This window comes from Lacimicrobium sp. SS2-24 (genome assembly GCF_002201535.1).
Lineage (GTDB): Bacteria > Pseudomonadota > Gammaproteobacteria > Enterobacterales > Alteromonadaceae > Lacimicrobium.
Genome location: NZ_NIWW01000007.1, coordinates 15,011 through 40,909 on the forward strand (window position 1 = coordinate 15,011; position 25,899 = coordinate 40,909).

A 25,899-nucleotide genomic window follows, 5' to 3' on the forward strand; every position below is an offset into this window, starting at 1 on the left:
TATGAGCGCCGCCCAGTTGGCTCAGTTTTTTTGTTTAAACTTGCTTTTCAGCGCTTGCTGGACAATGGGGTGACAAAACCCGCCCACATCACCACCATGTAAAGCCACTTCTTTGACAAGCGTAGAGGATATAAAGGAATTCTCTTCTGACGGTGTCAGAAATACGCTTTCCAGATTTGGGTTCAGTCGCCGGTTCATGTTGGCAAGCTGAAACTCATATTCAAAATCTGACACAGCCCGTAACCCGCGTATCAGTATGGTCGCTTTGTGCTTACTGGCAAAATCAACCAGCAGCCCGGTAAACCCATACACATCGACGTTGTCGAGATGTGCGGTGATCTGTTGTGCCAATTCGACCCGTTCGTTCAGATCAAATAACGGCTTTTTGCTCGGATTGGCAGCAATGCCAACCGTGACATGGGTAAACATGTTGGCTGCGCGCTCAATTAAATCCGCATGACCATTTGTAATGGGATCGAACGTACCGGGGTAAATGGCTTTAGTGTGCATAATTATGGATACATGACTTTATTGACTGCGCCCATCCTAACAGGTTTAGCGGCCCCAGTAACCCAGCTTCCAGCGTAGTTTGAGCTGACGAATCAGGTTGGCGGGTTTGTCAGTAAGCCCATCTCTGCCCAGGCTGATGGCGTAATCCGCGGCATCCAGGACTCTGGCAGATGACTGACCGTCCGTATAAGGATGCAGTTGGTTGATGTTTTCTTCAATCTCCGATTGCCATTTTTCTGATGGCGACAGCGCCTGTTCAATCGCATCTGGCAATGCCTGAGGATCGGTGATGTTGAATAGGTGAGGCTCTGGCTGAAGGTTATTAAAGGTAATGACGGGTTTTTTCAGCAGACAGAATTCAGTAATTACAGAAGAGGTATCCGACACCATCACGTCAGCCGCCTGCAACAGTGGATTAATGGCCGTGTCCTCTGCTACCACCAATGATTCGTGTTGTATGGCTTTATAGGCCTTTATCCAATCCGGATCCATCTTGGGATGAAACTTGATTAGCCAGCGCCACTTCCCCTGTTGTGAGAGTGATTGAATCTTATCCAATAAGGCCGGGGCAGATGTCAGTGCCGGTGAAAAGGTCGGGGCATACACAACGAGTGGTCCACTGGCCTTTGTTGGCCAGGAATAGGGCGGCACGGAAAATAACGGGTCAGTTTTGGGCCAACCGGTTTCCAGAACCCGAAAGTGAGGATGTTGTGCCTGTAACTGCTCAAACTTTCGGGTGAATAGGGGGCCCTGTGTGCAATACAGGTCGAAACAGTCACGAATTCTGTAGTGCCCCTTCTTTTTCCATTCGAAGCCATGGAAAACTTGCACTTTTAACCCCGGAATGAAGTCTGGCACGTAATTGCCCGGTACAAATACCGCTCGTGGTGAGAGGGCAATGACGGCTTTTATGTTATCTACTACCGACTCCTCGGCAGTAAACAGCTGATGGTTGACAGCATTGCCCTCTACAAACCAGTGTACCTTGTGGCCACGTCGCCGGATTTCGGCTTGCAAAGGGCGCAATATCTCAAAGGCGTAGTTCTCAGAGATGTAAAATAAGTAGTGGTTCAAGGTACTTCCTTGATGACTTCAATAAGCTCAGTGGTGGAGATGGAAGGGGTGCGGGGTAAATAGTGCACGTCACAATACTCACTGAGGTGGTCGAAGCGGCCCTTCCAGTCGTCTCCCATCACCAACATGTCCGCCTTGTATAACTGCAGATATTGCGCTTTTTTCTCAAGAGACTCCTCTTCGAAGATCTCATCAACAAAACGCAATGAGTGGATGATTTTCGCCCGGCTGGTGTAGGGATAAATGGGCGCACGCCCTTTTTTACTGATATTGAGTTGATCAGAGGATATCCCCACGATCAGGTAATCCCCCAAGGCTCTGGCCCGCTCAAGCAGATTAACATGGCCTACATGGAAAACGTCGAAGGTGCCAAAGGTGATGATGCGTTTCATAAAAACTGCCCCTACCAGCGGTAGAATAATGCCAGACGGCTAAAATCGTTGTCCCGGGTGTCGCGACCGGCATACAGACTGACTCCCCAGAACCCGGAGTCAGTAGCATAGCTGTAATCGAGCTCAACTTCGAACCCGGGCACATAATCAAAACGGGCAGTGTCCTCATTCTTGATAGTGCGCAGGGTAGCTGAAACGAGTGACTGGTTATTAAGCAGGTATTCCATTGACGCTGACAGGACTTTGGCGGGGGGATCATCGTTAAAAATCCGTTCATCTCCCCCCCAGTGGCCCATAACATTCCCTAAATTAGTGTAACCCTGACGATAAAGGTGATGGACATACCAGCGTGTATCCCAGCGGTTATATTCCACGCGCAGGCTGATTTCATCTGTCAGATCCGGTAAAAAGATACCGAAAGACAGGGTCTCATTGCCCAGTTTATAGTTTTTCTCGCCTTCGGTGTCTTCGCCGCCAATTTCGCCATAGAAGGACCAGTTAATATCCCAAAGCTCAATATTCAGTTTGCTGGTAAAGGAGGCTTGTTGATTGCCAAACTCAAAATTGGGATCATCGGTTACCGTGCCCACATTATCTTTACCGGCCGGGTCAAAAAGCGCCTGAAAAACATCGGAAATATCCACTTCGCGAGCGCCACCGCCGAACTGAAAGGTGCGGCTAACACCGAGTGTCCAGAAATTGAGGGGAGTAAAACTCAGGTGCAGGCCTGCCTGGCGGGGGTGTCCTGCGAAAAACTCATTGCCAAGGCGAATACCTTCCACCCGCTCCAATTTAGAATAAAAGAGCTCATAACGGATATTCCAGTCGGTAATCGGTGTTGCATTACTGATGGTAATGGATGGGGAGGCTTGTGCCTGTGTGCTGACGAGCATGGCGGAATCGCGAAATGGCGAAAACCAGTGCTCCCGGTATCCGAATTCCACCTGAGCATATTCAAAACCAAAGCCAATGTAACTGTTGGTGTGAATCGGGCCGCCACTGTCATCGGTCATCACCATGCCAGCAGACGCAATAATGTAAGGATTAGGCTGATAAAACCCACCGGCGGCAAGGACATAGCTGGACTGCGCATCAATGCCCCGGCGATTGGGCAGGGTTTTACTTTCCTGCCCGGTGGCCAGTTCCAGTGAACTGTGACTGCGACCGGCACGACGTTTGAAACGCTCAAGATAGCGACTGACCTTTTTATACAGCCCCGGATGACTGGACTGCAACTGAGGGAGGCGGGCCAAGACATCTGCTGCCTTGTAGGGTTTGGTCAATGGCGCACCTGGCGTGAGCGCCATGACTTTCTCTACCTGTGATTCAATTTCCGGCGACAACTGCAAAGGCAGGTAAGGTGAGAGGCCTTTTGCTAAAGAAATAGCGGGGAAAAGCAGACAACAGAGAATCAGGCCGCAAAAACGCATACTAAAGGATCACATCAGATTGGTTACAAAGCGGCAATTATACATAAGCGGTTGCAGGATGGTATGACTTCAGGACGTTTGGTAGCCTTGCAACAACAGTGTAAAATCAGATTCCTGCCAACACCAGTTGACTTCGCTGTTGGCACACTTTAGCAAAGAACGATGCAACCGTTGCAGATTTTGCTTCTTCCAGTTGTCGCCATTGCGACGTCGACATTTGTCGAAATCGATAATCCAGACGTTGTCCTGATCATCCAGCATCAGATTACGAATATTAAGATCATGGTGATACACCTGATGCTGATGTAAGCGAGCAATCACTTTTCCGGTATTTACCCATTGCTCTGTGGTTAAAGGGCGTTCACAAAGAATATGGTGTAAATCTCGGCTATTCGGTATCACTCGGGTTATCAGATCGGCGCGATATGTCCAGCCAACCCGGATAATATGGGCCGCTATGGGCTCGGGTACCGGCATGTTGTGTTGGCGTAAGAATTTAAGTAAGCGCAGTTCCTGCCAGGCACGGGTGTTTTCCCGCCCGGTGTAGATAAACTGATCATGGCAAAGCCGTCCGATCAGACCACCACGGCAGTAGTGTCGCAGTGCCCAGTGCTCACCTTCCTGCGGGCGCACAAAAACCGTTGTACCGCGGCCTTTCGCCGTGCCTGAAAGTAAGCCCAGGGACTGCCAGTAATCAGCGCGAAAAAGCTTACTGTCGACAGCCGTTGGTATATTTTGATCAAACAGAAACCAGTGTCCGGGCGTTTCGTTATGTTCTCTAAACCCCATCAGTCTCATCAGCGCTGAAGACATCAATGGTGCGCATCTTATCATGTCCTTTGAGTTTCGGGCATAGTGGAGCGGAATCGTCTATGTGCGCCAATATTATGTATTTTTTACGGGCATGATAAACTCTCAGGCTGATTTTATTCTGGCCGGAATACCCTTAATTGACAACGCATTACACTCAAGGGATCTGTGTCATAACAACAGGTGGTTAAGGTGCTGAACGAACAGGGTGAGCAGGAAATTTCTTTAATATTGGGTAATTCCAATTCCAACTTTTCAGGTGTCACCTCAACCATGTTGCAGGTGTCAGCAGAACAGCGCAAATGGGTCAATTTGCGTATTATGGGCAAGCATCACCTGAGGGATCCTGATCTCTATATCAGTTTCTGGGACACGGTGCGGCTGTGCCGCAAACCACTTAAAAGCGGTAAGTACAGAATTTTTCATGCCAGACGGGTTGATGAGATGCTTCAGGCGCTGCTTTTGCGTTATGTTTTCAGAAGCAAGATTAAAATTGTCTTCAGTAGTGCAGCCCAGCGTAAGCGCTCGGCATCCACGGTCTGGATTACCCGCCAAATGGATGCCGTTGTAGCGGTCAGTCAGCGTTCAGCGGGCTTCCTCGCTGATCCTCCTGATAAGGTTATCCCTCACGGTATTCAGAGCCACCTTTACCAGCCTGCACAGAACAAAGAGGAAGCATGGCAGGCGCTAGGGTATGGTGGCCAGATCGGTATCGGTATACTGGGACGAGTGCGCAAACAAAAAGGCGTGCACCATTTTGTCAGGGCCTGTATCGACGTGCTGCCCGATTATCCCCAGGTGACCGCTGTGGTGGTCGGGGCGATATCTTCTTCTCACCGTGACTTTGTGGAAGAGCTTAAACAGGAAGTGGAGACTGCAGGCCTCTCTTCTCGTATCGTTTTTACCGGTGAGCTGCCGTTCGAGCGCATTCCGCAAATATTTTCGGCATTATCGGTGGTGGCCGCACTCAGCGATAATGAAGGATTTGGACTGACTGTGCCGGAAGCCATGAGCGCAGGCGCGGCGGTGTTGGCGACAGATGCAGGGGCCTGGCCGGAAATTATTCGTGAAGGAACCGATGGCTACGTGGTACCGGTAAATGATATCCAGGCCATCAAAGAGAAACTCGACACTTTGTTATCTGATCTGCAGCGTACCCATGAAATGGGTATACAGGGACGAGAGAGGGTCCTCGAGCATTACAGTATTGAAAGGGAGGCCCGTCAGCTCCTGGACTTTTTTGAAACGCTGCAATGAATCGTTAACGCAGAATGAAGGGACTCATGAGGATGGACCCGTTAAGACACATCCTCAGAGTCATTCGGCAGTCATTAGCCGCCTTCAGGGCCTTTCAGGTGGGCGCCGTTGGCAGATACACGGTGCATGGTTTCTTTCGCACGCTGGCGTTCATCATCACGCTGACGCTGGGTAGTACAAACCCTTTCACCAAAACGGGTTCCGGTTACCTGACGGCGTTCGCAGCGATAACCCACTTCGGCGGGTGCATAACGAGCCAGACAGTCTTGGCGCTCGTCTTTCGCCAGGTCACTTTTAAAACACTCTTTTAGCGCCTGATTACGCTCTGTGTCAGATAAATGCTCAATGCTGGCATATTTGTCTTCAGGGTTTGATGCGCAGCCGGCCAGTAATAAGGCCCCACCTACCATTAAACCAATGATCAATTTTTGCATTTCTATCTCCTTCGCTGAGGCACACCTCAGTATTTAATTTGCTGCCACGTAAAGCCAATGTCTTACTTCGTCGACTTGTCACAGCCCTAACACGTTCAGTAAATTAATCCTTCACGTTCTGACTAATACCTACCGGAATCTTGCTGCAACTACAAGTGACAAATTGTAACAGTGTCATATTTATGGCTTGTTAACGGCGCCCTCTCGCCGGGACTGTTGTTGCAAAACATCCAGCGTGGCCTTTACGGCACCGGCATTGCGCGCAATGATGATCTGACCGGCAGCACCCTTATCGCTGGCTTCTTCAGGGTGACTCAACCAATGCCGACATAGCGTCAGCAGTTCGTCTTCATCATGGGCTGTCGCCAGCGCCCCGCTTGTCTCCAGTTCGGCACAAATTTGTGGGTTATTGTACTGTGAGGGGCCCATGACAATGGGAATTCCCAATTGTGCGGGCTCCAGGGCGTTGTGGCCCCCTCTGTCACACAGGCTTCCACCCACAAAGGCAATATCTGAAATAGCATAAAGCTCAGACAGCATGCCCATCTCGTCGGCCAGCATCACATCTGTAGTGCTTTGACAACGATCTCCCTGACTGGTTCTGATGACGTCCTTTTGTTGTTGCAGGCAGAGCTGGTAAACGGCGTCAAACCGCTGTGGGTGTCTTGGCACCAGCACCAGCAATAAATCCGGAAAATCAGCTTTTAACTGCCCGTAGGTCTTTAGTAACAGGGTTTCCTCCGGTGCATGGGTACTGCCTCCTATGATGACAGGACGTCCGTTTACCCCGTATCGTTCGCGCAACGTTTTACCTAATAGTTTGTCACTTTGAGGCTGCAGATCGAATTTCATATTGTTGGTCAATACGAGTTTGCCCTCTACCACGCCAAGTGCAAGGTAGTTGTCATAATCCCGTTGCCCCTGTGCACAAACCCGGGTTATTCGCGTCAGCGTGGGAGTAAATAAGGCCCTGAGCTTCTGATAGCGGGACGCTGAACGGTCCGTCATTCTCCCGTTAACAACGGTAACCGGGATGTTTCTGCACCAACAACTGCGGATCATATTCGGCCAAAGCTCGACTTCCACGATCACCACCTGTTTGGGCTTAATACGTTTTAGCATATTGCTCATGGTCCAGGGCATGTCGAAGGGCAGGTAAGCATGGTTTACGCTGTCTTCGAAGGTGTCCTGCACACGTTGTGAGCCCGTGGCGGTGGTGGTGGTAACGGTAATGCGCAGATTCGGATCCGTCGCTTGCAGCTGGCGAATCAACGGCGTGGCGGCAACCACCTCTCCCACAGAGACGCAGTGAAACAAATAATCACTTTGCTCTTGTTGTGAAGGTGAAAAACCGAACCGTTCCGGTAATCGCTTTATTTCCTGCAAGCGACTGTGGTTTCCGCGACGCAGCATTACGCCGGCCAGCAAGGGAGAGAGCACAACCCACAGCAGGGTGTAAGCAATCAGGCTAAGGGTGTATATGGCGCGGGGAATGGTCGTGGAGTGCTTTTGCATCATAGTTATATACCGATTGTCAGCCAAGTACTTTATCAGACTTTGCTCTACCTCGCCTGCATCTGGCGACAGTCTGTCTGACTGTACAGTTGCTGCGTCGCTATTTTGACCCGGGGATCTATACCTTTGTCCGCTATGTCTTTTACAATGCTAGCTCACTACGGTAATGGAGCAGCAAATGAATCAAGGTTTCAATGACTACCTGCAGCAGCAACTGGATGAGGTGCGTGAGCAGGGACTCTTTAAAAGCGAGCGGATCATCAGTTCACAGCAACAGGCCGATATTAGCCTGACTGATGCAGCGCATGTGCTGAATTTTTGTGCCAATAATTATCTGGGTCTGGCGAACCATCCGGATCTGATCGAGGCGGCAAAAGCGGGTCTTGATTCTCATGGTTTTGGCATGGCTTCCGTACGTTTTATTTGCGGTACTCAGGACATTCACAAACAACTCGAAAATAAGCTCAGTGAGTTTCTGGGGATGGAAGACACCATACTGTATTCCTCCTGTTTTGATGCGAATGCCGGTCTGTTTGAGACCCTGTTGGGACCTGAAGATGCCATTATCTCAGACGCACTTAACCATGCCAGTATCATTGATGGTGTGAGACTCTGTAAAGCCAAGCGCTATCGTTATGCCAATAACGACATGGATGATCTGGAGAAACAGCTGCAACAAGCCCAGGCGGATGGTGCCCGGTATAAGTTGATTGCCACTGACGGTGTCTTTTCTATGGACGGTGTGATTGCACGCCTTAAGGATGTTTGCGACCTGGCAGACAAATACAATGCCCTGGTAATGGTGGACGACTCTCATGCTGTAGGATTTGTGGGTGAGCAAGGCCGCGGCAGCCACGAGTTTTGCGACGTAATGGGGCGGGTCGACATTCTCACCGGTACATTGGGTAAAGCGCTGGGTGGCGCGTCAGGCGGATACACATCTGCCAGTAAGGAAATCGTAAGCTGGTTGCGTCAGCGCTCTCGACCTTATTTGTTTTCCAACTCACTGGCCCCGGCCATTGTGTCTGCATCGATTAAAGTGCTGGAGTTATTGTCTGGCGGTGGCGAACTGCGCAATAAGCTCAAAGAAAACAGTCAGTACTTCCGTCAACGCATGACAGAGGCGGGTTTCAACCTCGCAGGAGCAGACCATGCCATTATTCCGGTGATGTTGGGTGATGCGAGACTGGCCAGCGAAATGGCAGAAAAAATGCTGGCGAAGGGCATTTATGTCATCGGCTTTTCTTTTCCTGTGGTACCTAAAGGACAAGCCAGAATCCGTACTCAAATGTCTGCCGCGCATACCAGGGCGCAGTTGGATCAAGCCATTGATGCCTTTATAGATGTGGGCAAAGAGCTGGGAGTCATATCATGAGAGCCTTGTCAAAGTTACATGCCAAGCCCGGTATCTGGCTAACCGACGCTGAAAAGCCTGAAGTGGGTCATAACGACCTGCTGATAAAAATTCGCAAGACCGCCATTTGTGGTACAGACATGCATATTTACCATTGGGATGAATGGTCGCAGGCCACTATTCCGGTGCCGATGGTGGTGGGGCATGAGTATGTAGGTGAAGTGGTGGAAATGGGACAGGAAGTGACCGGTTTTGCGGTGGGTGATCGCGTCTCCGGAGAAGGCCACATTACCTGCGGTCATTGCCGCAATTGTCGGGCAGGGCGACGCCACCTATGTCGCAATACCTATGGCGTGGGTGTCAATCGTCCCGGAGCTTTTGCCGAATACCTGGTTATTCCGGCGTTTAATGCCTTTAAAATCCCTAAACATATTTCTGATGATCTGGCATCGGTATTTGACCCTTTTGGTAATGCCGTACACACCGCACTGTCATTTGACCTGGTTGGAGAAGATGTACTGATTACCGGTGCAGGCCCCATTGGTATTATGGCGGCGGCAGTCGCCAGGCATGTAGGGGCTCGCCACGTGGTGATTACCGATGTGAACGAATATCGCCTGCAGCTGGCCAAGAAAATGGGTGCCACCCGGGTTGTTAACGTCAGCAACGAGAAACTGGCAGATGTGATGGACGAACTGGGCATGACTGAAGGGTTTGATGTAGGCCTGGAAATGTCCGGGGTGGCGTCGGCCTTCAGAGAAATGCTCAGTAAAATGAACCACGGTGGTAAAGTTGCCATGCTGGGTATTCCCTCTGGTGACACGGCAATAGACTGGAATCAGGTGATCTTTAAGGGCTTGGTGATCAAAGGTATTTATGGTCGTGAAATGTTCGAGACCTGGTATAAAATGGTGAGCCTGATCGAAAGTGGTTTGGATCTCAGCCCGATCATTACCCATCGTTTTGATATCAATGACTTCGAACAGGGTTTCGAAACCATGGCGTCCGGCCAATCCGGCAAAGTCATTCTGAGTTGGCAATAATGACCTCTTTTCAACATCTCGATATTTTAGCTGCAAATAGCAAGCTGTCGGCTGGCGAGGCGGTATTGGTGGATATCCGCGATCCACAATCCTATGCGTCGGCGCACATTGACGGAGCCCTGCATTTAAATAATGACAATCTGCAACGCTTTATGGATGAGACGCCCACCACTACGCCGGTGATTGTTTGTTGTTACCATGGCAACAGCAGTCAGCAAGCGGCGCAGTTTCTGGTTCAGCAAGGCTATAGCGAAGTGTACAGCCTGGACGGCGGGTTCGAAGCCTGGCGACTACAGTTTCCTGTTGTCAGCGCGACGTCCTGATGTTGTTAATCGCCTTTTCCCGCGAGCAGGATGCTCGCCTGCTGGGTAACTATCTGCAACAGCAGGGCATAGATGTGCGCTACCGGATGACTCAGGAGGAACACCCTCATGCACTGGAATTGCATGAGGCCACCCGTCTGACAGAGGCCCGCAGTCTGGTGGAAGAGTTCCTGCGCCATCCCCAGGACCAAAAATATCAGCAGGCTGCCTGGCAGCAAGGCGATGCCGTATCTATGCAGGAGCAGACGATCATTTCGTGGCTACCAATGCTGAAACGCGCATTGTTAAGTCCTGTTACCAGTGCTGCCTTAGTGATATGTCTGTTGGTGTACCTTGGCAGCATCATGGGCGGCTTTGCACAGTTGCATCGAACCCTGATGTTTCAGCCTGTTACGCAACTTCTGGAAACCCACCAATGGTGGCGATTGCTGGGTCCGGCGTTTCTGCACTTTTCGGCGTTGCATATCGTTTTCAATTTGCTCTGGTGGGGCTTACTCGGCAGTCAGATAGAGCGATGTCTGGGGAGTCGACACCTGGTGATTATCTTTGTGCTGACGGCGTTACTCTCCAATTACGCTCAGTTCCTGTCATCAGGTCCCAACTTCGGAGGGCTTTCCGGGGTGGTCTATGGGGTGATGGGTTTTGTGTGGTGGTGCGGGTGGCTGAGACCCGGCTGGGGGTTGAGTCTCTCAAAGCCCCTAGTGGGCTTTATATTGCTGTGGTTGGTATTTGGCTACACCGACATGCTTTGGGTTAAAATGGCCAACACCGCCCATACCGTGGGGCTCATCAGCGGTTGTATACTGGCCGTGTTGTATACCCGCTTCAGCCCTGATAAAGGTACTTCGTGAAGATCACATCTTTGACCATCGCTGAGCCGGTCTCGCGTTTCATCTGTTCCTGCAGTGTTTGCAAACAAAGCTGACGAATTTCCTCACGCCCGGTCAGAGACTTTATTTTCTCTTCTGGCTGACGACCAAAAATATCAATGGTGGTAGAACGTAATAGTGGGGCGTGATGGGCAACCACTTCGAGTTGTGACTCATCTTCGAGCATCAACTCCACCGTGACCCTGACATAACCCAGTTTGCGGCTGTTCGAACTCAGGTAGTTGGTCACAATGTCCGGTTCCAGCCCAAAATAGGCATAGGCTGATGCCGCTTTGTGGAAACAGGATAGAGCTATAATCAGGCCGATTGTCAGCCATTTTTTAGACACCATGGTAATTCATCATCCGCGTTACTCTGTAAGCTCATATTACCAGCAATGACGAGGGGCGCTCCACTAATCCGCTTAAAAATGTCAGGGTATTTGCCGGTGAGCGGGCGCAAAGGTATCATGCTGGCTACTTTATCGACCCGATTGCTGTTTTGTTAAGTTTAACCACCAGATTTCCCTTAACGCTGCCCGTGCAGTGGTCGCAACCCGAACTGTGCCAGGTGCCGGATTTTCATTTGAAAAACTGGTTACTGGACACCGGCTCACTGACCGAGCGTTTACAGTCACATTGCCGTGATTTTCGGGTTAATGTGATTGGTCAGAAGCGGGCACCGCTGATGGAAAACGAGCGAGAATGCATGGATCCCGACACGGACTACGTGGTCCGAGAAGTCTTGCTGTGTGCAGAGCAACAGCCCTGGGTGTTTGCGCGTTCGCTGTTGCCTGTCGCACTGTGTGAAGCTAACCAGTCAGAATTCTCCGCACTGGGCGATCAACCCCTGGGTCGCTTGATATTCAATGACTCACGCTTTGTTCGACAGCCTTTTCAGCTGACCTGTCTGGCGCCCGATCACAGGTTATGTCAGCAGCTCGGTCTGAACACTTACCACCCGCTGTGGGGAAGACGGTCGCTTTTCAGATTTCAGCAATGGCAGTTGATGGTGGCTGAGATTTTTCTTCCGCAGAGTCCGGCCTATAAGCTGATGGCTAGGGGGAAGCGGCTATGAACCAGTTGAGTGGGTATCTGCGTTTAATGCGCGTGGATAAACCTATCGGTATTTACCTGTTGTTGTGGCCTACGTATTGGGCATTGTGGCTAGCGGAAGGGGGCACTCCCCATTGGTCATTGCTGATGATCTTCACGCTGGGCGTTTTTCTCATGCGTTCTGCCGGATGTGTGATTAATGATTATGCAGACCGTCATATCGATGGCAGGGTCAGACGTACTTCACAACGCCCCATCGTAGCAGGAGACGTGACACCGAGGCAGGCATTGATGCTGTTTGGCGTGTTGGTTTTTTTGTCCTTTGTCCTGGTGCTACTGCTGAACTGGCAAACCATTTTGTTATCCGTAGGTGCGCTGTTTCTGGCAGCCTGTTATCCCTTCATGAAGCGGTATACGCACTTACCTCAGGTTGTCCTGGGCGCAGCATTCAGCTGGGCTATTCCCATGGCGTTTATGGCTACTTCGCAGAGTCTGCCCTGGTGGAGCTGGATTTTGTACCTGGCAAATTTACTCTGGATCGTGGCATACGATACGCAATACGCGATGGTGGACAGGGAAGATGATATGCACATTGGGGTGAAATCCACTGCCATACTGTTTGGTCGCTACGACAGGGTCATCATAGGGTTACTGCAACTGACAACCCTGGTGCTGTTAATCTGGTTAGGTGAACTGCTCAATCTGAGCGCGTTGTATTACCTGTCTTGCCTGGGCGCCGGGCTGCTGTTTATCTATCAGCAAACACTGATTGCCCAACGCCAGCGTGAACGCTGTTTCCGCGCATTTTTGAACAATCATTATGTGGGGCTGCTGGTTACCCTGGGGTTGGTTGCAGACCTGAGCTTTTAGCGAGCGGACAGCCTCTACGACGTCTCCTTTTCGTATAACACTGGATAGCCTAAAAGACCTTTTACCGACCTACAGATGCGTCAGCTTTTGCGCCACATCCGGGGATATGTGCTCCATCACCAGCGTCTGCAGCGCTTCACTTTTTTCTGAATACTGTATGGAACCTTCCGTGCTGGCATCGACCCACTTATTATCCTTAAGCGACTGAATAAAGGTTGAGAAGAGGGTCTTATCGTAGAACTCCGGCGCGTCGATACCGGTTATGGTGCAAAGGTGTTCAGCCAGCTCTCGGCTTTGTCTTTCCAGTTCGGCACGACTCAGTGAACGTTCTCGTTGTAATACATTCAACACCATCGCGTAGCGCTGCAACGTAGGTTGTATGGTGCGGTTAAGGATCGCTAAGGTGCCAAAGCCACTGCCCGTGTGTTCAGTCACCACCAGTTTACGGCCCTGCTGGCGGATAAGCCCCAGTGTCTTCATGCATTTGATCAGTGTTTCAGCGTAGTCTGTGGCCTGCTCTACCGACATATAGATAAACAGCTCTTTACTTAATAAGGGGTAAAGAAGCTCTACAGTAGTGAGCACTTGCTTTTTCTCTGCTCCCTTCCCTGCAATGCTGGCTGCCACAAGTCCGGGAAGCGCAAACAGGTGCAGGATGTTGTTACGATAGTAAGTCTGGGTGACCGCCAGGCGTTCATCTAATGAGATAATGCGTCCGAAACTATCGCGTTGAACCTGTAGCTTTTTCAGGGCCAGAGTACTGCTTAGAAGCTCCTCTCCAGAGATCTGCGGTATTACACATAGCTCACTGAAAGGCGCATCCCGCAACAGCTGCAGTAAATGATCCAGGTTCGCAGTCAATTCAGATTCCGATGCCGTGTGGTTTTTGCACGCCAGCAGGGCCAGTGATACCAGTGACATGCCACTGACGGAGGCCGCCTGATTGATTCGGCACATTACCTGATGCGCCAGGTGATTGACCGTAGGTGTCAGCCATGTGGGCTTCTTCTCATGGGCATCATTACGCCAGGTCGGCACCTGCTGATCCAGATACTGGTTCAGAGATATGGGATCGCCGAAACTGAGAAAACCATGTCCGTAGTTCTTCAGTTTTTTTATCGCGGAAAAAACCTGTAGAAAAGATTCCTTCTGTTTTTTCTTTCCCTTCAATTCATTGAGGTAGCTGCCCAGTTCCATGACATTCTCATATCCGAGATAGACCGGCACAATGCTGACCGGGCGCTTGACGCCCTTGAGCATCGCTTGCAGGGTCATCGCCAGCATGCCTGTTTTCGGAGGCAGCAATCTTCCGGTGCGGCTGCGCCCCCCTTCAGGGTAGTATTTCACCGGATAACCTCTGTCGAAAAGTAGCTCAAGGTATTCCCTGAAAACCGCGGTATAGAGCTTGTTACCCGCAAAACTGCGTCGTAAAAAGAAGGCTCCGCCGCGCCGGAAGATACCGCCCACCGGCCAGAAATTAAGGTTAATACCGGCCGCGATGTGCGGGGTGGCCAGTCCTTCGTGGTAGATCACATAGGTCAGCAATAAATAATCCATGTGGCTGCGATGGCAGGGAACGTAAATAATCTCATGGCCTTTTTGCGCCAGTTCTCTGACTTTGGCGGCGTGGCTTACATCGATACCGTTGTAAATTTTATTCCAGACCCGGGTCAGCAGTCTGTCACCAAAGCGGATGATGCCTTCGCGATAGTCTGCCGCGATCTCCTTCAGATATTCCTTAGCCTTATCTCTGGCTTGTTCGGCTGTAATTTTTTTGCTCTGCTGTTCTTCGGCGATGGCTTGCTTGACGGCCCTGGCGCCGAGTACGGCATTGTACAGTTGGTGTTTATCCACGCTGGACGGGCCGGTCATGGATTGGACTTTACGATAGAAGTGGGTCCGCGCAACGCGAATGAGTTTATGCGCCACCAGAGCATGGTCGCCTGACTCTTGCGCAACCCGCTGAGAAGACACAGCCCTACTGAAGGTGACGAAATTGTCGCGACCCAGAAAAAGAACAATAAAAAACTTTCTCAGCCAGCTCGGTGAGGCGCGATCCGCAAGTAAATCAGACCAGCCGGGTTTGGATTTTTCTGGTGCCCGGCCCCAAAAGACCGATACCGGCACAATTTGCACGTCCAGTTGATCATCATCCTGCTGTAATTCCAGAATACGTGTAAAGTCCTGCAGCACAGAAGTCTGTTTGACGCGACGACTGAACAGCCCTTGTGGTTGCTCCAGGTACAGACAAGCGGGGCGCTTTTCACCGCCAAGGGTCACAGGCTCAGTCGGATCCGCAAGGCCAGCTTGTCGTGTGGCTTGCTGTAATGCGAGCAGGTCCGTGGCCGAGTGGGTATGCAACAGATAAATGATCGGTTTCGTGGTATCGATACCCAGCTCAGTGATCAGATTCGCAGGAATCACTTTTGTTGAGACTAATAAGCGCGTGGGCAAACTGATAAGAGTGAGTAATAACCTGTGCAACCAGTGCATCTGGTGAGTTCCTCTGGGAAGATTCATGGCTAGAAAATTGGCGAAAGCATAGCACGGCTTGCAAAACTTGTCCCTGACCCACTTGCACGAACCGAATAACTGGATATACTGACAGTAAAACTGTATGGAAAAACAGGCTTATGCGCGCGCTAACTCCAAGACAAGAAGAAGTTCTTCAACTGATAAAAGACACCATGGTGCACACGGGGATGCCGCCAACTCGCGCGGAGATCGCCAGAACATTGGGTTTTCGCTCCGCCAATGCGGCCGAGGAGCACCTTAAGGCGCTTGCCCGCAAAGGTGTCATTGAAATTTTGCCGGGAACCTCCAGAGGCATTCGCCTGAATATGCCGCTGGATGAGGTCGCCGAAGAGGAGGGCTTGCCGTTGATTGGTAAAGTGGCCGCGGGCGAACCCATTCTTGCCCAGGAAAATATCGAGACTCATTACCAGGTAGCGCCTGATCTGTTTAAACCGCGGGCTGACTATCTGTTGCGCGTGCAGGGAATGAGCATGAAAGACATCGGTATCTTGGACGGCGATTTGCTGGCGGTGCACAAAACCCTGGATGTGCACAATGGCCAGGTGGTTGTCGCCAGGGTCGATGATGAAGTGACCGTAAAGCGATTAGAGCGCCGTGGACGCAGTGAAATTCTCTTGCACGCCGAAAATGAAGAGTTTGCCCCCATAAAAGTTGATTTAGCCTCGCAGCCCTTTAGTATCGAAGGGATTGGGGTGGGAATCATCCGCAATGCCGACTGGCTTTAAACCCGCAAATAATGAACCGTTTTGTGTCTGGCCCCCTCAAGGTGGGCCTTTCTTTCCAATACTCACCTCAAAAATCAATCAAATTAGTAAGTTAGCTTATCCAAGCTGCCACGTCTTTGTCGCCTAAATGTTGAGCGATCGATTGACTCAAGTGCAGAAAAGGCTGGACTCCACCCCCTTGCTTGAGTAATTCTTATACATTGCAACAAAAATATAACAATGACATGACATTATTTTTATATTCAGTGTCATGTTGCTTTCCGATGCCAAACAGGTATTTGTCATCGGGTTGAGTTCATTTCTGACAGAGGAGACGTCACGTGGGCAAAGGTGTCTTGACCGCGATCTGTGCGACTTTAGCAAGCAGCGTCGCTGTCGCTGAACGATCCGATATTAACCTCAGACAAGGGGTTACGGATATCAGCGAGCAGGTGTATGGCCTGCATATGACGATTTTTTACATCTGTGTCGTGATTGGTGTAGTGGTATTCGGGGCCATGCTGTATGCGATGATTTTTCATCGCAAATCCAAGGGCGCCAAACCTGCCAATTTTCACGAGAGTGTCAAAGTCGAAGTGGCCTGGACCATTGTTCCCTTTCTGATCCTTGTGGGCATGGCAATACCTGCTGCTAAAACACTGATCGCAATGGAAGACACCTCGGAGGCGGATGTCACGGTGTTGGTCACCGGTTCGCAATGGAAGTGGCATTACAAGTACATGGATCATGACGTGGACTTTTATTCTTTGATGGCCACACAACCTGAGCAGATCGCCAATAAATTCGATAAGGGAGAGAACTATCTCCTTGAAGTTGACCGTCCACTGGTCATTCCTACCGGCCAAAAAGTGCGTTTCCTGATCACCTCCGACGATGTGATTCACTCCTGGTGGGTACCTGACTTTGCTGTGAAAAAAGATGCCAACCCCGGCTTTATTAATGAGGCCTGGACGAAAGTTAACGAGCCCGGTATCTATCGCGGTCAATGTGCTGAGCTGTGCGGTAAAGACCATGGTTTCATGCCAGTGGTGGTAATTGCCAAAGAACCTGCTGAATATCAGCGTTGGCTGGCCGAGGAAGAAGCGAAGCAGCTTAAAGCCAAAGAGGAAGAGCAGAAGTTACTGGCCATGAATATGGAAATGGATGAGCTAATGGATGTCGGTAAGCAGGTCTATCAGTCTGCGTGTGCCGCGTGCCATATGCCAAATGGTGAAGGCTTGCCGGGTGTATTCCCTGCGTTGAAAGGCAGTGATATCGCTATCAATGATATGCAGAAGCACATTGATATTGTAGTGAATGGCGTTTCCGGAACGTCTATGCAGGCCTTTGGTAAGCAGCTCAGTCTCAAAGAGCTGGCAGCCGTTATCACCTATGAACGTAATGCCTGGGGCAATAACACCGGTGAAACGGTGCAGGCTAAAGACGTTAACGCATTAATTACTGGCAACTAGGAGGATTATGATGAGTAGTGTTGCAGACGATCTTCATCATGATGAGCATCATGACCACAAGCCAGCGGGAATAATGCGTTGGCTGTTAACCACCAACCATAAAGACATTGGTACCCTGTACCTGTGGTTCGCCTTTATCATGTTCTTGGTGGGCGGCGCCATGGCAATGGTTATCCGTGCAGAGTTGTTTCAGCCAGGATTACAGATTGTAGAGCCAAACTTCTTTAATCAGATGACCACAGTGCATGGCCTGATTATGGTGTTTGGGGCGGTTATGCCGGCCTTTACGGGCCTTGCGAACTGGATGGTGCCGCTGATGATTGGCGCGCCGGATATGGCCCTGCCACGCATGAATAACTGGAGCTTCTGGATTCTGCCCGGCGCATTCCTGATTCTCCTGGCCTCTTTGTTTCTTGAGGGCGGTGGGCCGAATTTTGGCTGGACCTTCTATGCTCCGCTGTCGACCACTTACAGTAACGACAGCACCGCGTTGTTTGTGTTTTCCGTTCACATCATGGGGATTTCCTCCATCATGGGTGCGATTAACGTGATTGTGACGATCTTCAATATGCGTGCGCCGGGTATGACCTGGATGAAGATGCCCATGTTCGTCTGGACCTGGCTAATCACTGCCTTCCTGCTGATTGCCGTGATGCCGGTACTCGCGGGTGCGGTGACCATGGTACTGACAGATAAGTACTTTGGTACCAGCTTCTTTGACGCCGCCGGTGGTGGTGACCCGGTACTGTTCCAGCACATATTCTGGTTCTTCGGGCACCCTGAAGTGTATATTATGATTTTGCCGGCCTTCGGCATTATCTCTCACATCGTGCCTACCTTTTCCCGCAAGAAACTCTTTGGCTACTCCTCTATGGTGTATGCCACGGCATCCATTGCATTGCTGTCTTTTATCGTGTGGGCCCACCATATGTTTACAACAGGCATGCCGTTGTTTGCTGAAATGTTCTTTATGTTTGCCACCATGCTCATCTCGGTGCCGACCGGGGTGAAAGTCTTTAACTGGGTGGCCACAATGTGGCGGGGTTCAATCAGCTACGAAATGCCAATGATGTTCGCGCTGGCGTTTATCGTGCTGTTTACCATTGGTGGCTTCTCCGGGTTGATGCTGGCCATAACACCGGTGGACTTCCAGTATCATGATACCTATTTCGTGGTGGCCCATTTCCACTATGTACTGGTTACCGGCGCGGTCTTCTCGATTATGGCTGCGGTGTATTACTGGTTGCCTAAGTGGTGCGGAAAGATGTATGACCAGACACTGGCCCAGTGGCATTTCTGGTGCTCGTTGATATCTGTCAACCTGCTCTTCTTCCCAATGCACTTCGTTGGTCTTGCTGGAATGCCAAGACGGATTCCGGATTATGCCCTGCAGTTTGCTGACTTCAACAAGTGGATCAGTATTGGAGGCTTTGCCTTTGGTCTGTCTCAGCTGATCTTCCTGGCCTTGATCATTAAAGCCAGTCGCAAGATCGGTGAACCCGCTACGGCTCAGGTCTGGGATGGCGCAGAGGGTCTTGAATGGGAAGTGCCTTCACCGGCTCCGTATCATACCTTCGAAACCCCGCCAGAGGTGAAATAGGACTATGACGGAGCAGTCGCAAAGTAATAATCGGATGGTGATAAAGCTGGTGGCAATTGTCATCGGCATGTTCGGTTTTGGTTTTGCACTGGTACCTTTATACGACGTGTTCTGTGACATTACAGGCATTAATGGCAAAACCAATCCCTATGCCGCGACTTATGACGTGAATACGGATGTGGATACCAGCCGCGAGATTACGGTGGAATTTATCACCCGTAATCAATCTGGCATGCCCTGGGATTTTGAAGCACGCACGCATCGTATCAAGGTACATCCTGGTGAGCTGAAAACGGTTGAGTTTTATGTCCGTAACCCAACGGGCAGAGACATCATTGGCCAGGCCATTCCGTCTGTATCACCGGGAACGGCGGCGTTGTACCTGAATAAGACGGAATGTTTCTGTTTTGAACAGCAGCCGCTAAAGGCGGGCGCAGAAGCCCTTATGCCGATGCAGTTTTATGTGGACCCTCAGCTGCCTGAGGATATTAAGGTTTTTACTCTGTCCTATACTTTGTATGACGTGACAGGGACATCTACTGTGGCGATGAACCGCGGCTAAACGGAGAGCGAGATGTCAGAGCAACAATACGAAAAATACTATGTGCCCGCGCAGAGTGCCTGGCCCATTGTTGGCGCCGTAGCGCTGTTTTTAATTGCGGTTGGGGCCGGTAACTTTGTGGTGGAATCCACAAGAGGGAAAGAGGGCTTTGGTGGTTGGATCCTCACCGCTGGCTTGCTGGTGTTACTGGTGATGCTGGTGGGCTGGTTCAGAGATCAGATTGAGGAATCCATGGCCGGTAAATACAGTGCTCAGTTGGGCCGTTCATACCGCCAGGGCATGAGCTGGTTTATTTTCTCTGAAGTAATGTTTTTTGCCGCCTTCTTTGGCGCCTTGTTTTACACCCGCATGATCGCTGTACCCTGGTTGGCTGGCGAATCCAATAACGCCATGACCAACGCAGTATTGTGGCCAGGTTTTGAGGCCATCTGGCCTTTGACTACCACACCTGATGGTACTACTACGCAGGCGATGGGGTGGATGGGCTTACCACTGATAAATACCGCGATTCTGTTGATTTCATCGGTTACCGCGCACTTTGCCCACGTGGCGCTTGAAGAAGGTAAACGTGGTCGCCTCAAGCTGTTTCTTGGTATCACCATTGTACTTGGCCTTATCTTCCTCTTCCTACAGGTAGAAGAGTATGTGCACGCCTACCGGGACTTAGGTCTGACACTGACTTCAGGCGTATACGGTAATACCTTTTTCCTGCTGACCGGTTTTCATGGTTTGCATGTGACACTGGGCACGCTGATGTTAATCATCATGTTTTTCCGTGTGCTCAAGGGTCACTTTAACAAAGAAAACCAGTTTGCGTTTCAGGCTACCAGTTGGTACTGGCACTTTGTAGACGTGGTGTGGGTTATCTTGTTTGTGTTTGTGTATATTCTCTAGGGTACGATGGGCTCCCTGCAGGGAGCCTGTCTGTGTTTAGTAGGGTCTGGGGTTGGGAGTAATCCAGCCCATGGCCAGCGCAAATAAAATCAACAACATAATGACCACGGAGGTCAGTACACGTCGGCCGATAAATTTGGTCATTGAATGTTGCTGATCTGATTCACCCTTTAGCATGATTTTCATAGCCCTGAAGAGATTGAAAATCATGAAGACCAATAAACAGACAAGAATGATTTTGATAAACAAGCGCGATCTCCTGTTGTGCTAAGCCAACTCAGTAAATTCCCCTTGATAGCCACCATAGTGACACTTCTTGCGGTCGGTGTCATGACCTGGCTGGGGTTCTGGCAATTGGACAGAGCAGAGCAGAAGCAGCGGCGTATCGAGCAAATTTCAGCGCGTCAGCAACAGGGACATAGTCGTCTCGCAGAAATCCGCCTATCAGGTGCAGATCTGCGTGATGTGCCTATAGAGGCAACCGGCCGATTCGAGGATGGTAAAATCCTGTTGTGGGATAATCGAATCTACGAGGGACAGGTAGGTTACGAAGTCCTGGGTATCCTGACGACCTCTTATGGTAAGCTGCTGGTCAATCTGGGATGGACACCCGCCCCTGAATACCGCGCTCAATTGCCCCAGGTCGCGTTACCCAAAGGTATGGTCACACTGCAGGGGGTGGTTGTGCAACCGGAAGTCAACTTAATGGTGCGTGAGCATAGTGAAGAGGGGAACCGCTGGCCACGTCGAATTCAGCAAGTGGATATGCAATGGCTGGAGTCGCATCTGGGGCTGGGATTACTGCCTTTTGTGATGCAGGTGACAGACTCACAATCCTACGGGTACTATAACAACTGGAAGCCCGTTGTGATGCCTCCGGAAAAACATTATGGCTACGCCATACAATGGTTTGGCCTGGCAGCGGCCTGCCTGACGATATTTTTAGTGGCCTTATATAAAAAGAATAAAGGAAGGGTGGATGAAACTGACCTCTAATCGAAAGGTATTGATATTAGTCTTCTTGGCGTTTCTCATACCGGTTATTCTGGCAAAGCTTGCCCTTGAATTTAACTGGTTTAATAAGGCGGCAACCAATCACGGTGAGTTGTTAAACCCCACCCTGGATTTATCCTCTTTGGATACCCGGACAAGCTGGCGGATTCTTTATTTAATGCCGCAGCAATGTGAGCAGGTCTGTGACAATGCCCTCTACAGCATTCATCAGGTGTGGAAGGCCCTGGGCCGTGAGCAACATCGCGCAGAGGCAGTGGTAGTGGTGCCGACCGACCACCAGGGTAAGGTGCAAGAAGAGCTTGCCGAATATACCCAGGTACGCATGGTCAGCGCTGACCCGGATCAAATCCGCAGTGTATTTAACGCTCCCTCCAGTGAGGGTATTTTCCTGGTTGATACGCTGAATAATGTGATTTTGCGGTATCCGGTGGCAGAAGAAAAAGAACAGGCTGTATTAGACAGCCGTAACATTTTGGCCGATCTGCGTAAGTTGCTCAAATTATCGCGGATTGGTTAGGGGAACAAAGATGAAAAAACTAGTACTGGTGTCATTGATTCTTGCTGTAATGGTGGTGGCCCTGGGAGCATTTACGCGGCTTACTGATGCCGGACTGGGGTGTCCTGACTGGCCTGGCTGCTACGGTTTTTTATCGGTCCCTAAGCACGAAGTGCATATTGAGCAGGCGGAGCAGGCTTTTCCCGAGCGTCCTTTTGAAGCACATAAGGCCTGGAACGAAATGATCCATCGCTATTTTGCCGGGGCTCTGGGTCTGCTAATACTGATTATAGCGCTGCGCAGTATGTTTGAACGCCAGCCCAACCGGCCGAAAAAGCTGCCTTTGGTGTTGCTCTGCCTGGTGATATTTCAGGCTCTGCTGGGCATGTGGACGGTCACAATGAAACTCCAGCCTGTGGTGGTGATGGGGCATCTGCTTGGTGGCTTTACCGTCTTATCCTGCTTGTTTTTGCTTTACCTCAGATTGACCGAATACCGTATACCTGGCGGTGATGCCAATCTCAGGCCACTGGCCCGCTACGGTATTCTGGGTATGCTGATTGTTATTCTACAGATTGCACTGGGCGGATGGGTGTCGGCCAATTACGCTGCCCTGGCCTGCACACAAATGCCAGTCTGCGAAGGCGACTGGGCGCAGAAGCTGGACTTTGCCGGAGCCTACTCCATCGGTGAAGCGCATAATTATGAGTACGGCACACACAGTTATCCTGAGCGCATGACTATGCATGTCGCTCACCGATTCGGTGCATTGTTCACTTTTTTATATTTGTGTTGGTTTGCTATACGTCTTTACTCAAAAGCCTCTTCAGCCTTATTCAGAAAGCTGGCGATAATCCTGGTACTTGTTCTCGGTTTGCAGGTGGCCCTGGGTGTGAGTAATGTAGTGTTCAGCCTGCCGTTGTGGGTGGCAGTTTCTCACAACCTTGTCGGGGCCTGCCTGTTACTGGTAATGGTCATGATTAATTACAGTCTGTTTAGAAAAACTTAGGAGGCAGAATGGCTAAATCGGCTACTGCAGCTCAGCCTCATGATTCACTTTCAGGTGCTTCCTGGCGCGACTACTATGAAATGACAAAGCCCAACGTGGTGTTGTTGTTGCTGCTGACCGCGTTGGTGGGTATGTGTTTGTCGACAACCGGATGGTTGCCCTGGCAACCGTTGCTAGCAGGCCTGCTCGGCATCGGTGCATTATCTTCTGCAGCGGCGGTCATTAATCATGTAATGGACCGACGTATTGATGCGCAGATGGCCAGAACCTTTAACCGCCCGGTACCTAAAGGAAAAGTCAGCCCGAAGCGAGCGCTGATCTTCGCCACAGTGCTCGCTGTTGCAGGTTACCTGGTACTGGAGGTCTGGGTTAACCGGCTGACCGCGCTGCTCACCCTGGCTAGCCTGGTCGGCTATGCCATGGTCTACACCATGTACCTGAAACGGGCAACGCCACAAAATATTGTGATTGGTGGACTCGCCGGCGCAGCCCCACCTTTACTGGGCTGGACGGCTATTACCGGTGAGATTCACCCTCATGCCTTGTTGCTGGTTTTGATTATTTTTATCTGGACCCCGCCGCATTTCTGGGCTCTGGCGATACACCGAGAAAAAGACTATGCCCGTGCTCAGATTCCCATGCTACCTGTGACTCACGGTGTTGCCTTTACCAAAACCTCGGTGTTGCTGTATACCATTTTGTTGGCCATCGTGTGCCTGATGCCTTATCTGGTGGGTATGACGGGACTCATCTACTTCGCTGGCTCCAGCGTGCTGAATGTGGGCTTTTTGTATTATGCCCTGCGTCTGAAGTTTAATGCTGATGAACACACTGCAATGAAAACATTCAGATTTTCTATTGTGCACTTAATGGTACTGTTTTTGGTGCTGTTGGTGGATCACTACTTTAAGATAACGCTATGAAACAGAAAGTTCTTATTGTCTTGTTACTGGGTCTTGCGTTAGCGGGAGGACTCTATCTATCAGTGCATCTTTCGCCGCCGGCGACCGCTGAACACGCGAAACTCTATCCTCAGCCACGCACGTTGCCCGACTTTACGCTGGTAGATCAAAGTGGTGCATCTTTTGGTGAGGAGCGCCTGCGTGATCACTGGACTCTGGTGTTTACCGGATACACCTATTGCCCGGATATCTGCCCCACCACGTTAGCAGAGCTGACCCGTGTTTACCCTCAGCTGCAACAGCTGTCGACCCAGCACCCGATTCAGATCATGTTGCTATCGGTCGACCCTAAACGCGATACGCCAGCGCGTCTTAATGAGTACATCAATTTCTTTAACCCCGAATTTATCGCGGCCACCGCAGACCACCCGCAGTTGTTTCCCTTTGTTCGCGCATTGGGGATGATGTATGCCATGGCCGATAGCACGGATAATCCTGATTACCTTGTGGATCACAGTGCGTCGGTGGTTATTATCAATCCTCAGGCCCAGGTGATAGGGCGCTTCACACCAACACTGATGCCCGGGGAGATGGCGGTGGTCAATCCTCAGCACATTGTTGACGATATGCCGGTGATAACCGGGTCATAACTTAATCAAGCCACTTGCCGTCTTGTGTTGCCACAAAGAAGGGTTGGGAATGCCAGTAGTATCGCCCCGGTGAGCGTTTGCTCGGCGCGGTGCAATTTACTCTGCTACGTCCCGGTTTCAAGGGCGTTGTAATGTGCAGCTCAAAACTATCTGCGGTGACCCATTCCGGGGCAAGGGGCTGTCCTTTAAAGTAGCAACTCAATTGTGCCGGACGGATGTCAGTCAGGTCGATACGAGTGGTCCAACGGGGTGTACGATGATGATAGTGCAGTTCAGGGTTAATCGGCTCTGAGAGCACAGGCATCGCCAGGCTGCTGAGCTTGACTTTCAGCGTATTGAGATTGGCGTAGATACCGGCTGAAGGATAACGGGGTAAGGCTGTGAAGTCGCTGTAGGGGGCTGCGGCGCCCGACTGCTGGGCAAAGCCAATATAGCCCATTTCTCTGAGCAGGGCCTGTATAGCACTGTTGTATTCACCATATGGGTAGGCCAGGTACTTTAAACTATAACCTAGCTGCTGTTGCAGTGTTTCCTCTGCCTGTTCCAACGCATTTTTCAGTGCCGCCAGCCACTGTGCCTCGCTCATACCCTTGCGATCCAGCAGATGAGCGTGATCGTCGGTGTGATTTGCAAACCAGACGCCCTCGCGCTGCATCTGACGCACCTCGTCCCAGGTTAATTGCTGTGGCTCTTTTCCGATCAGCGCCGGATTAATAAAAACGGTGTAGTTGAAGCCGTGGCGCGTGAGTATCGGATGTGCATTTTCCAGTATGTTCTGAAAGCCATCATCGAAGGTAATGGCCACCGCATTCTCAGGCAGTACTTCACCCTTTTTAAGTCTTTTTACCAACTCTGGCAATGGCAGCACAGTATGGTGTTCGGCGATATACTGCATGTGCTCACTGAACTGCTCAGGACTGACCGAAGTAACGGCGGGTGTGTGCCTACTAACATGATGATACTGCAAAATGCTGGCGTGCAGGTTGTGAGGTGCGACTTTGGCACTCGCCGTTACCGACAACAGGACAGAAAAAACAAACAGGATAAAATGTGGCATTCTATCTATCAACATTAGATCATCACCGCTATTAAGTAGGATTTACCTGAAGAGCTTACTTTGTCTGA

Annotated in this window: 28 protein-coding genes; 17 read left to right on the top strand and 11 right to left on the bottom strand. The window is 50.7% G+C overall.

Annotation, left to right across the window (positions count from 1 at the left end; all coding sequences use genetic code 11):
- Positions 1–21 precede the first annotated feature (21 nt).
- The 5 genes from coaD to CCY32_RS12185 all read right to left on the bottom strand — a co-directional run bounded on the left by coaD (position 22) and on the right by CCY32_RS12185 (position 4,195).
- A complete protein-coding gene (gene coaD, locus CCY32_RS12165) occupies positions 22–510 on the bottom strand; it encodes a pantetheine-phosphate adenylyltransferase (RefSeq protein ID WP_088331090.1) in 489 nt (162 codons plus the stop codon).
- A 45-nt stretch (positions 511–555) separates the two neighbouring features.
- Positions 556–1,584, bottom strand: a complete 1,029-nt coding sequence (locus CCY32_RS12170; RefSeq protein ID WP_088331092.1) for a CDP-glycerol glycerophosphotransferase family protein — start codon at positions 1,582–1,584, stop codon at positions 556–558.
- Entirely contained in the window at positions 1,581–1,976 is a 396-nt protein-coding gene (locus tag CCY32_RS12175; RefSeq protein ID WP_088331094.1) for an adenylyltransferase/cytidyltransferase family protein, read from the bottom strand. Before CCY32_RS12175 ends, CCY32_RS12170 begins: the two co-directional genes overlap by 4 nt.
- Positions 1,977–1,987: 11 nt before the next feature.
- Positions 1,988–3,406: a capsule assembly Wzi family protein gene (locus tag CCY32_RS12180; protein WP_088331096.1), complete on the bottom strand. Its 1,419-nt coding sequence runs from the start codon at positions 3,404–3,406 to the stop codon at positions 1,988–1,990.
- Between the two features lie 69 nt (positions 3,407–3,475).
- Entirely contained in the window at positions 3,476–4,195 is a 720-nt protein-coding gene (locus CCY32_RS12185) for a 3-deoxy-D-manno-octulosonic acid kinase (protein ID WP_168171509.1), read from the bottom strand.
- A 294-nt stretch (positions 4,196–4,489) separates the two neighbouring features.
- Between CCY32_RS12185 and CCY32_RS12190 the strand changes: the two genes are divergently transcribed.
- Positions 4,490–5,473, top strand: a complete 984-nt coding sequence (locus CCY32_RS12190) for a glycosyltransferase family 4 protein (RefSeq protein ID WP_088331448.1) — start codon at positions 4,490–4,492, stop codon at positions 5,471–5,473.
- A 74-nt stretch (positions 5,474–5,547) separates the two neighbouring features.
- Here the strand turns inward: CCY32_RS12190 and CCY32_RS12195 are convergent, their stop codons facing one another.
- Positions 5,548–5,907 carry a hypothetical protein gene (locus CCY32_RS12195; protein WP_088331100.1) on the bottom strand — a complete coding sequence of 120 codons (360 nt, stop codon included), beginning with the start codon at positions 5,905–5,907 and terminating at the stop codon, positions 5,548–5,550.
- A 180-nt stretch (positions 5,908–6,087) separates the two neighbouring features.
- Positions 6,088–7,425, bottom strand: a complete 1,338-nt coding sequence (gene waaA / locus CCY32_RS12200; RefSeq protein WP_246840607.1) for a lipid IV(A) 3-deoxy-D-manno-octulosonic acid transferase — start codon at positions 7,423–7,425, stop codon at positions 6,088–6,090.
- A 175-nt stretch (positions 7,426–7,600) separates the two neighbouring features.
- On the opposite strand from waaA, the gene kbl reads away from it, so the two are divergent.
- Genes kbl through glpG form a run of 4 tightly spaced genes read left to right on the top strand, consistent with a single transcriptional unit; the run spans position 7,601 to position 10,993 of the window.
- Positions 7,601–8,797, top strand: a complete 1,197-nt coding sequence (gene kbl, locus CCY32_RS12205; protein ID WP_088331102.1) for a glycine C-acetyltransferase — start codon at positions 7,601–7,603, stop codon at positions 8,795–8,797.
- Entirely contained in the window at positions 8,794–9,819 is a 1,026-nt protein-coding gene (gene tdh / locus CCY32_RS12210; protein WP_088331104.1) for an L-threonine 3-dehydrogenase, read from the top strand. The genes kbl and tdh overlap by 4 nt, the downstream gene beginning before the upstream one ends.
- The gene (glpE, locus tag CCY32_RS12215; protein ID WP_088331106.1) at positions 9,819–10,142 is read left to right on the top strand and encodes a thiosulfate sulfurtransferase GlpE; all 324 of its coding nucleotides are present in this window, start codon (positions 9,819–9,821) and stop codon (positions 10,140–10,142) included. Before tdh ends, glpE begins: the two co-directional genes overlap by 1 nt.
- Positions 10,142–10,993: a rhomboid family intramembrane serine protease GlpG gene (gene glpG / locus CCY32_RS12220; protein ID WP_088331108.1), complete on the top strand. Its 852-nt coding sequence runs from the start codon at positions 10,142–10,144 to the stop codon at positions 10,991–10,993. Before glpE ends, glpG begins: the two co-directional genes overlap by 1 nt.
- On the opposite strand, the gene CCY32_RS12225 is transcribed toward glpG, so the two are convergent.
- Positions 10,968–11,363 (bottom strand): flagellar basal body-associated protein FliL, encoded by a 396-nt coding sequence (locus CCY32_RS12225; RefSeq protein WP_088331110.1) that lies wholly within the window; start codon positions 11,361–11,363, stop codon positions 10,968–10,970. The two genes, glpG and CCY32_RS12225, sit on opposite strands and share 26 nt — an antisense overlap.
- 188 nt (positions 11,364–11,551) lie before the next feature.
- Here CCY32_RS12225 and CCY32_RS12230 point away from each other — a divergent pair, with 188 nt between their 5' ends.
- A complete protein-coding gene (locus CCY32_RS12230; protein ID WP_088331452.1) occupies positions 11,552–12,088 on the top strand; it encodes a chorismate lyase in 537 nt (178 codons plus the stop codon).
- Positions 12,085–12,936: a 4-hydroxybenzoate octaprenyltransferase gene (gene ubiA / locus CCY32_RS12235; RefSeq protein WP_088331112.1), complete on the top strand. Its 852-nt coding sequence runs from the start codon at positions 12,085–12,087 to the stop codon at positions 12,934–12,936. The genes CCY32_RS12230 and ubiA overlap by 4 nt, the downstream gene beginning before the upstream one ends.
- Positions 12,937–13,005: 69 nt before the next feature.
- On the opposite strand, the gene plsB is transcribed toward ubiA, so the two are convergent.
- Positions 13,006–15,429 carry a glycerol-3-phosphate 1-O-acyltransferase PlsB gene (gene plsB / locus CCY32_RS12240; protein ID WP_088331114.1) on the bottom strand — a complete coding sequence of 808 codons (2,424 nt, stop codon included), beginning with the start codon at positions 15,427–15,429 and terminating at the stop codon, positions 13,006–13,008.
- A 140-nt stretch (positions 15,430–15,569) separates the two neighbouring features.
- Here plsB and lexA point away from each other — a divergent pair, with 140 nt between their 5' ends.
- The 5 genes from lexA (at position 15,570) to CCY32_RS12265 (ending at position 20,703) form a co-directional block, all read left to right on the top strand.
- The gene (gene lexA / locus CCY32_RS12245) at positions 15,570–16,196 is read left to right on the top strand and encodes a transcriptional repressor LexA (protein ID WP_088331116.1); all 627 of its coding nucleotides are present in this window, start codon (positions 15,570–15,572) and stop codon (positions 16,194–16,196) included.
- 320 nt (positions 16,197–16,516) lie between these two features.
- A complete protein-coding gene (coxB, locus tag CCY32_RS12250) occupies positions 16,517–17,647 on the top strand; it encodes a cytochrome c oxidase subunit II (RefSeq protein ID WP_088331118.1) in 1,131 nt (376 codons plus the stop codon).
- A gap of 10 nt (positions 17,648–17,657) precedes the next feature.
- Positions 17,658–19,247: a cytochrome c oxidase subunit I gene (gene ctaD, locus CCY32_RS12255; RefSeq protein WP_088331120.1), complete on the top strand. Its 1,590-nt coding sequence runs from the start codon at positions 17,658–17,660 to the stop codon at positions 19,245–19,247.
- 4 nt (positions 19,248–19,251) lie between these two features.
- Positions 19,252–19,809 carry a cytochrome c oxidase assembly protein gene (locus CCY32_RS12260; protein ID WP_088331122.1) on the top strand — a complete coding sequence of 186 codons (558 nt, stop codon included), beginning with the start codon at positions 19,252–19,254 and terminating at the stop codon, positions 19,807–19,809.
- Positions 19,810–19,821: 12 nt separating this feature from the next.
- Positions 19,822–20,703 (top strand): cytochrome c oxidase subunit 3, encoded by an 882-nt coding sequence (locus tag CCY32_RS12265; protein ID WP_088331124.1) that lies wholly within the window; start codon positions 19,822–19,824, stop codon positions 20,701–20,703.
- Between the two features lie 36 nt (positions 20,704–20,739).
- Here CCY32_RS12265 and CCY32_RS12270 read toward each other — a convergent pair whose 3' ends face one another.
- Entirely contained in the window at positions 20,740–20,952 is a 213-nt protein-coding gene (locus CCY32_RS12270) for a DUF2909 domain-containing protein (protein ID WP_088331126.1), read from the bottom strand.
- Between the two features lie 42 nt (positions 20,953–20,994).
- On the opposite strand from CCY32_RS12270, the gene CCY32_RS12275 reads away from it, so the two are divergent.
- Genes CCY32_RS12275 through CCY32_RS12295 form a run of 5 tightly spaced genes read left to right on the top strand, consistent with a single transcriptional unit; the run spans position 20,995 to position 24,774 of the window.
- Positions 20,995–21,699 carry an SURF1 family protein gene (locus CCY32_RS12275; RefSeq protein WP_141096228.1) on the top strand — a complete coding sequence of 235 codons (705 nt, stop codon included), beginning with the start codon at positions 20,995–20,997 and terminating at the stop codon, positions 21,697–21,699.
- A complete protein-coding gene (locus CCY32_RS12280; protein WP_088331132.1) occupies positions 21,683–22,234 on the top strand; it encodes a hypothetical protein in 552 nt (183 codons plus the stop codon). The genes CCY32_RS12275 and CCY32_RS12280 overlap by 17 nt, the downstream gene beginning before the upstream one ends.
- Positions 22,235–22,244: 10 nt before the next feature.
- Positions 22,245–23,222 (top strand): COX15/CtaA family protein, encoded by a 978-nt coding sequence (locus CCY32_RS12285; RefSeq protein WP_088331134.1) that lies wholly within the window; start codon positions 22,245–22,247, stop codon positions 23,220–23,222.
- Positions 23,223–23,230: 8 nt separating this feature from the next.
- Positions 23,231–24,145 (top strand): heme o synthase, encoded by a 915-nt coding sequence (gene cyoE, locus CCY32_RS12290; RefSeq protein WP_088331136.1) that lies wholly within the window; start codon positions 23,231–23,233, stop codon positions 24,143–24,145.
- A complete protein-coding gene (locus tag CCY32_RS12295; protein WP_088331138.1) occupies positions 24,142–24,774 on the top strand; it encodes an SCO family protein in 633 nt (210 codons plus the stop codon). The genes cyoE and CCY32_RS12295 overlap by 4 nt, the downstream gene beginning before the upstream one ends.
- A gap of 1 nt (position 24,775) precedes the next feature.
- Here CCY32_RS12295 and CCY32_RS12300 read toward each other — a convergent pair whose 3' ends face one another.
- A complete protein-coding gene (locus tag CCY32_RS12300) occupies positions 24,776–25,846 on the bottom strand; it encodes a polysaccharide deacetylase family protein (protein ID WP_088331140.1) in 1,071 nt (356 codons plus the stop codon).
- Positions 25,847–25,899: the final 53 nt, after the last annotated feature.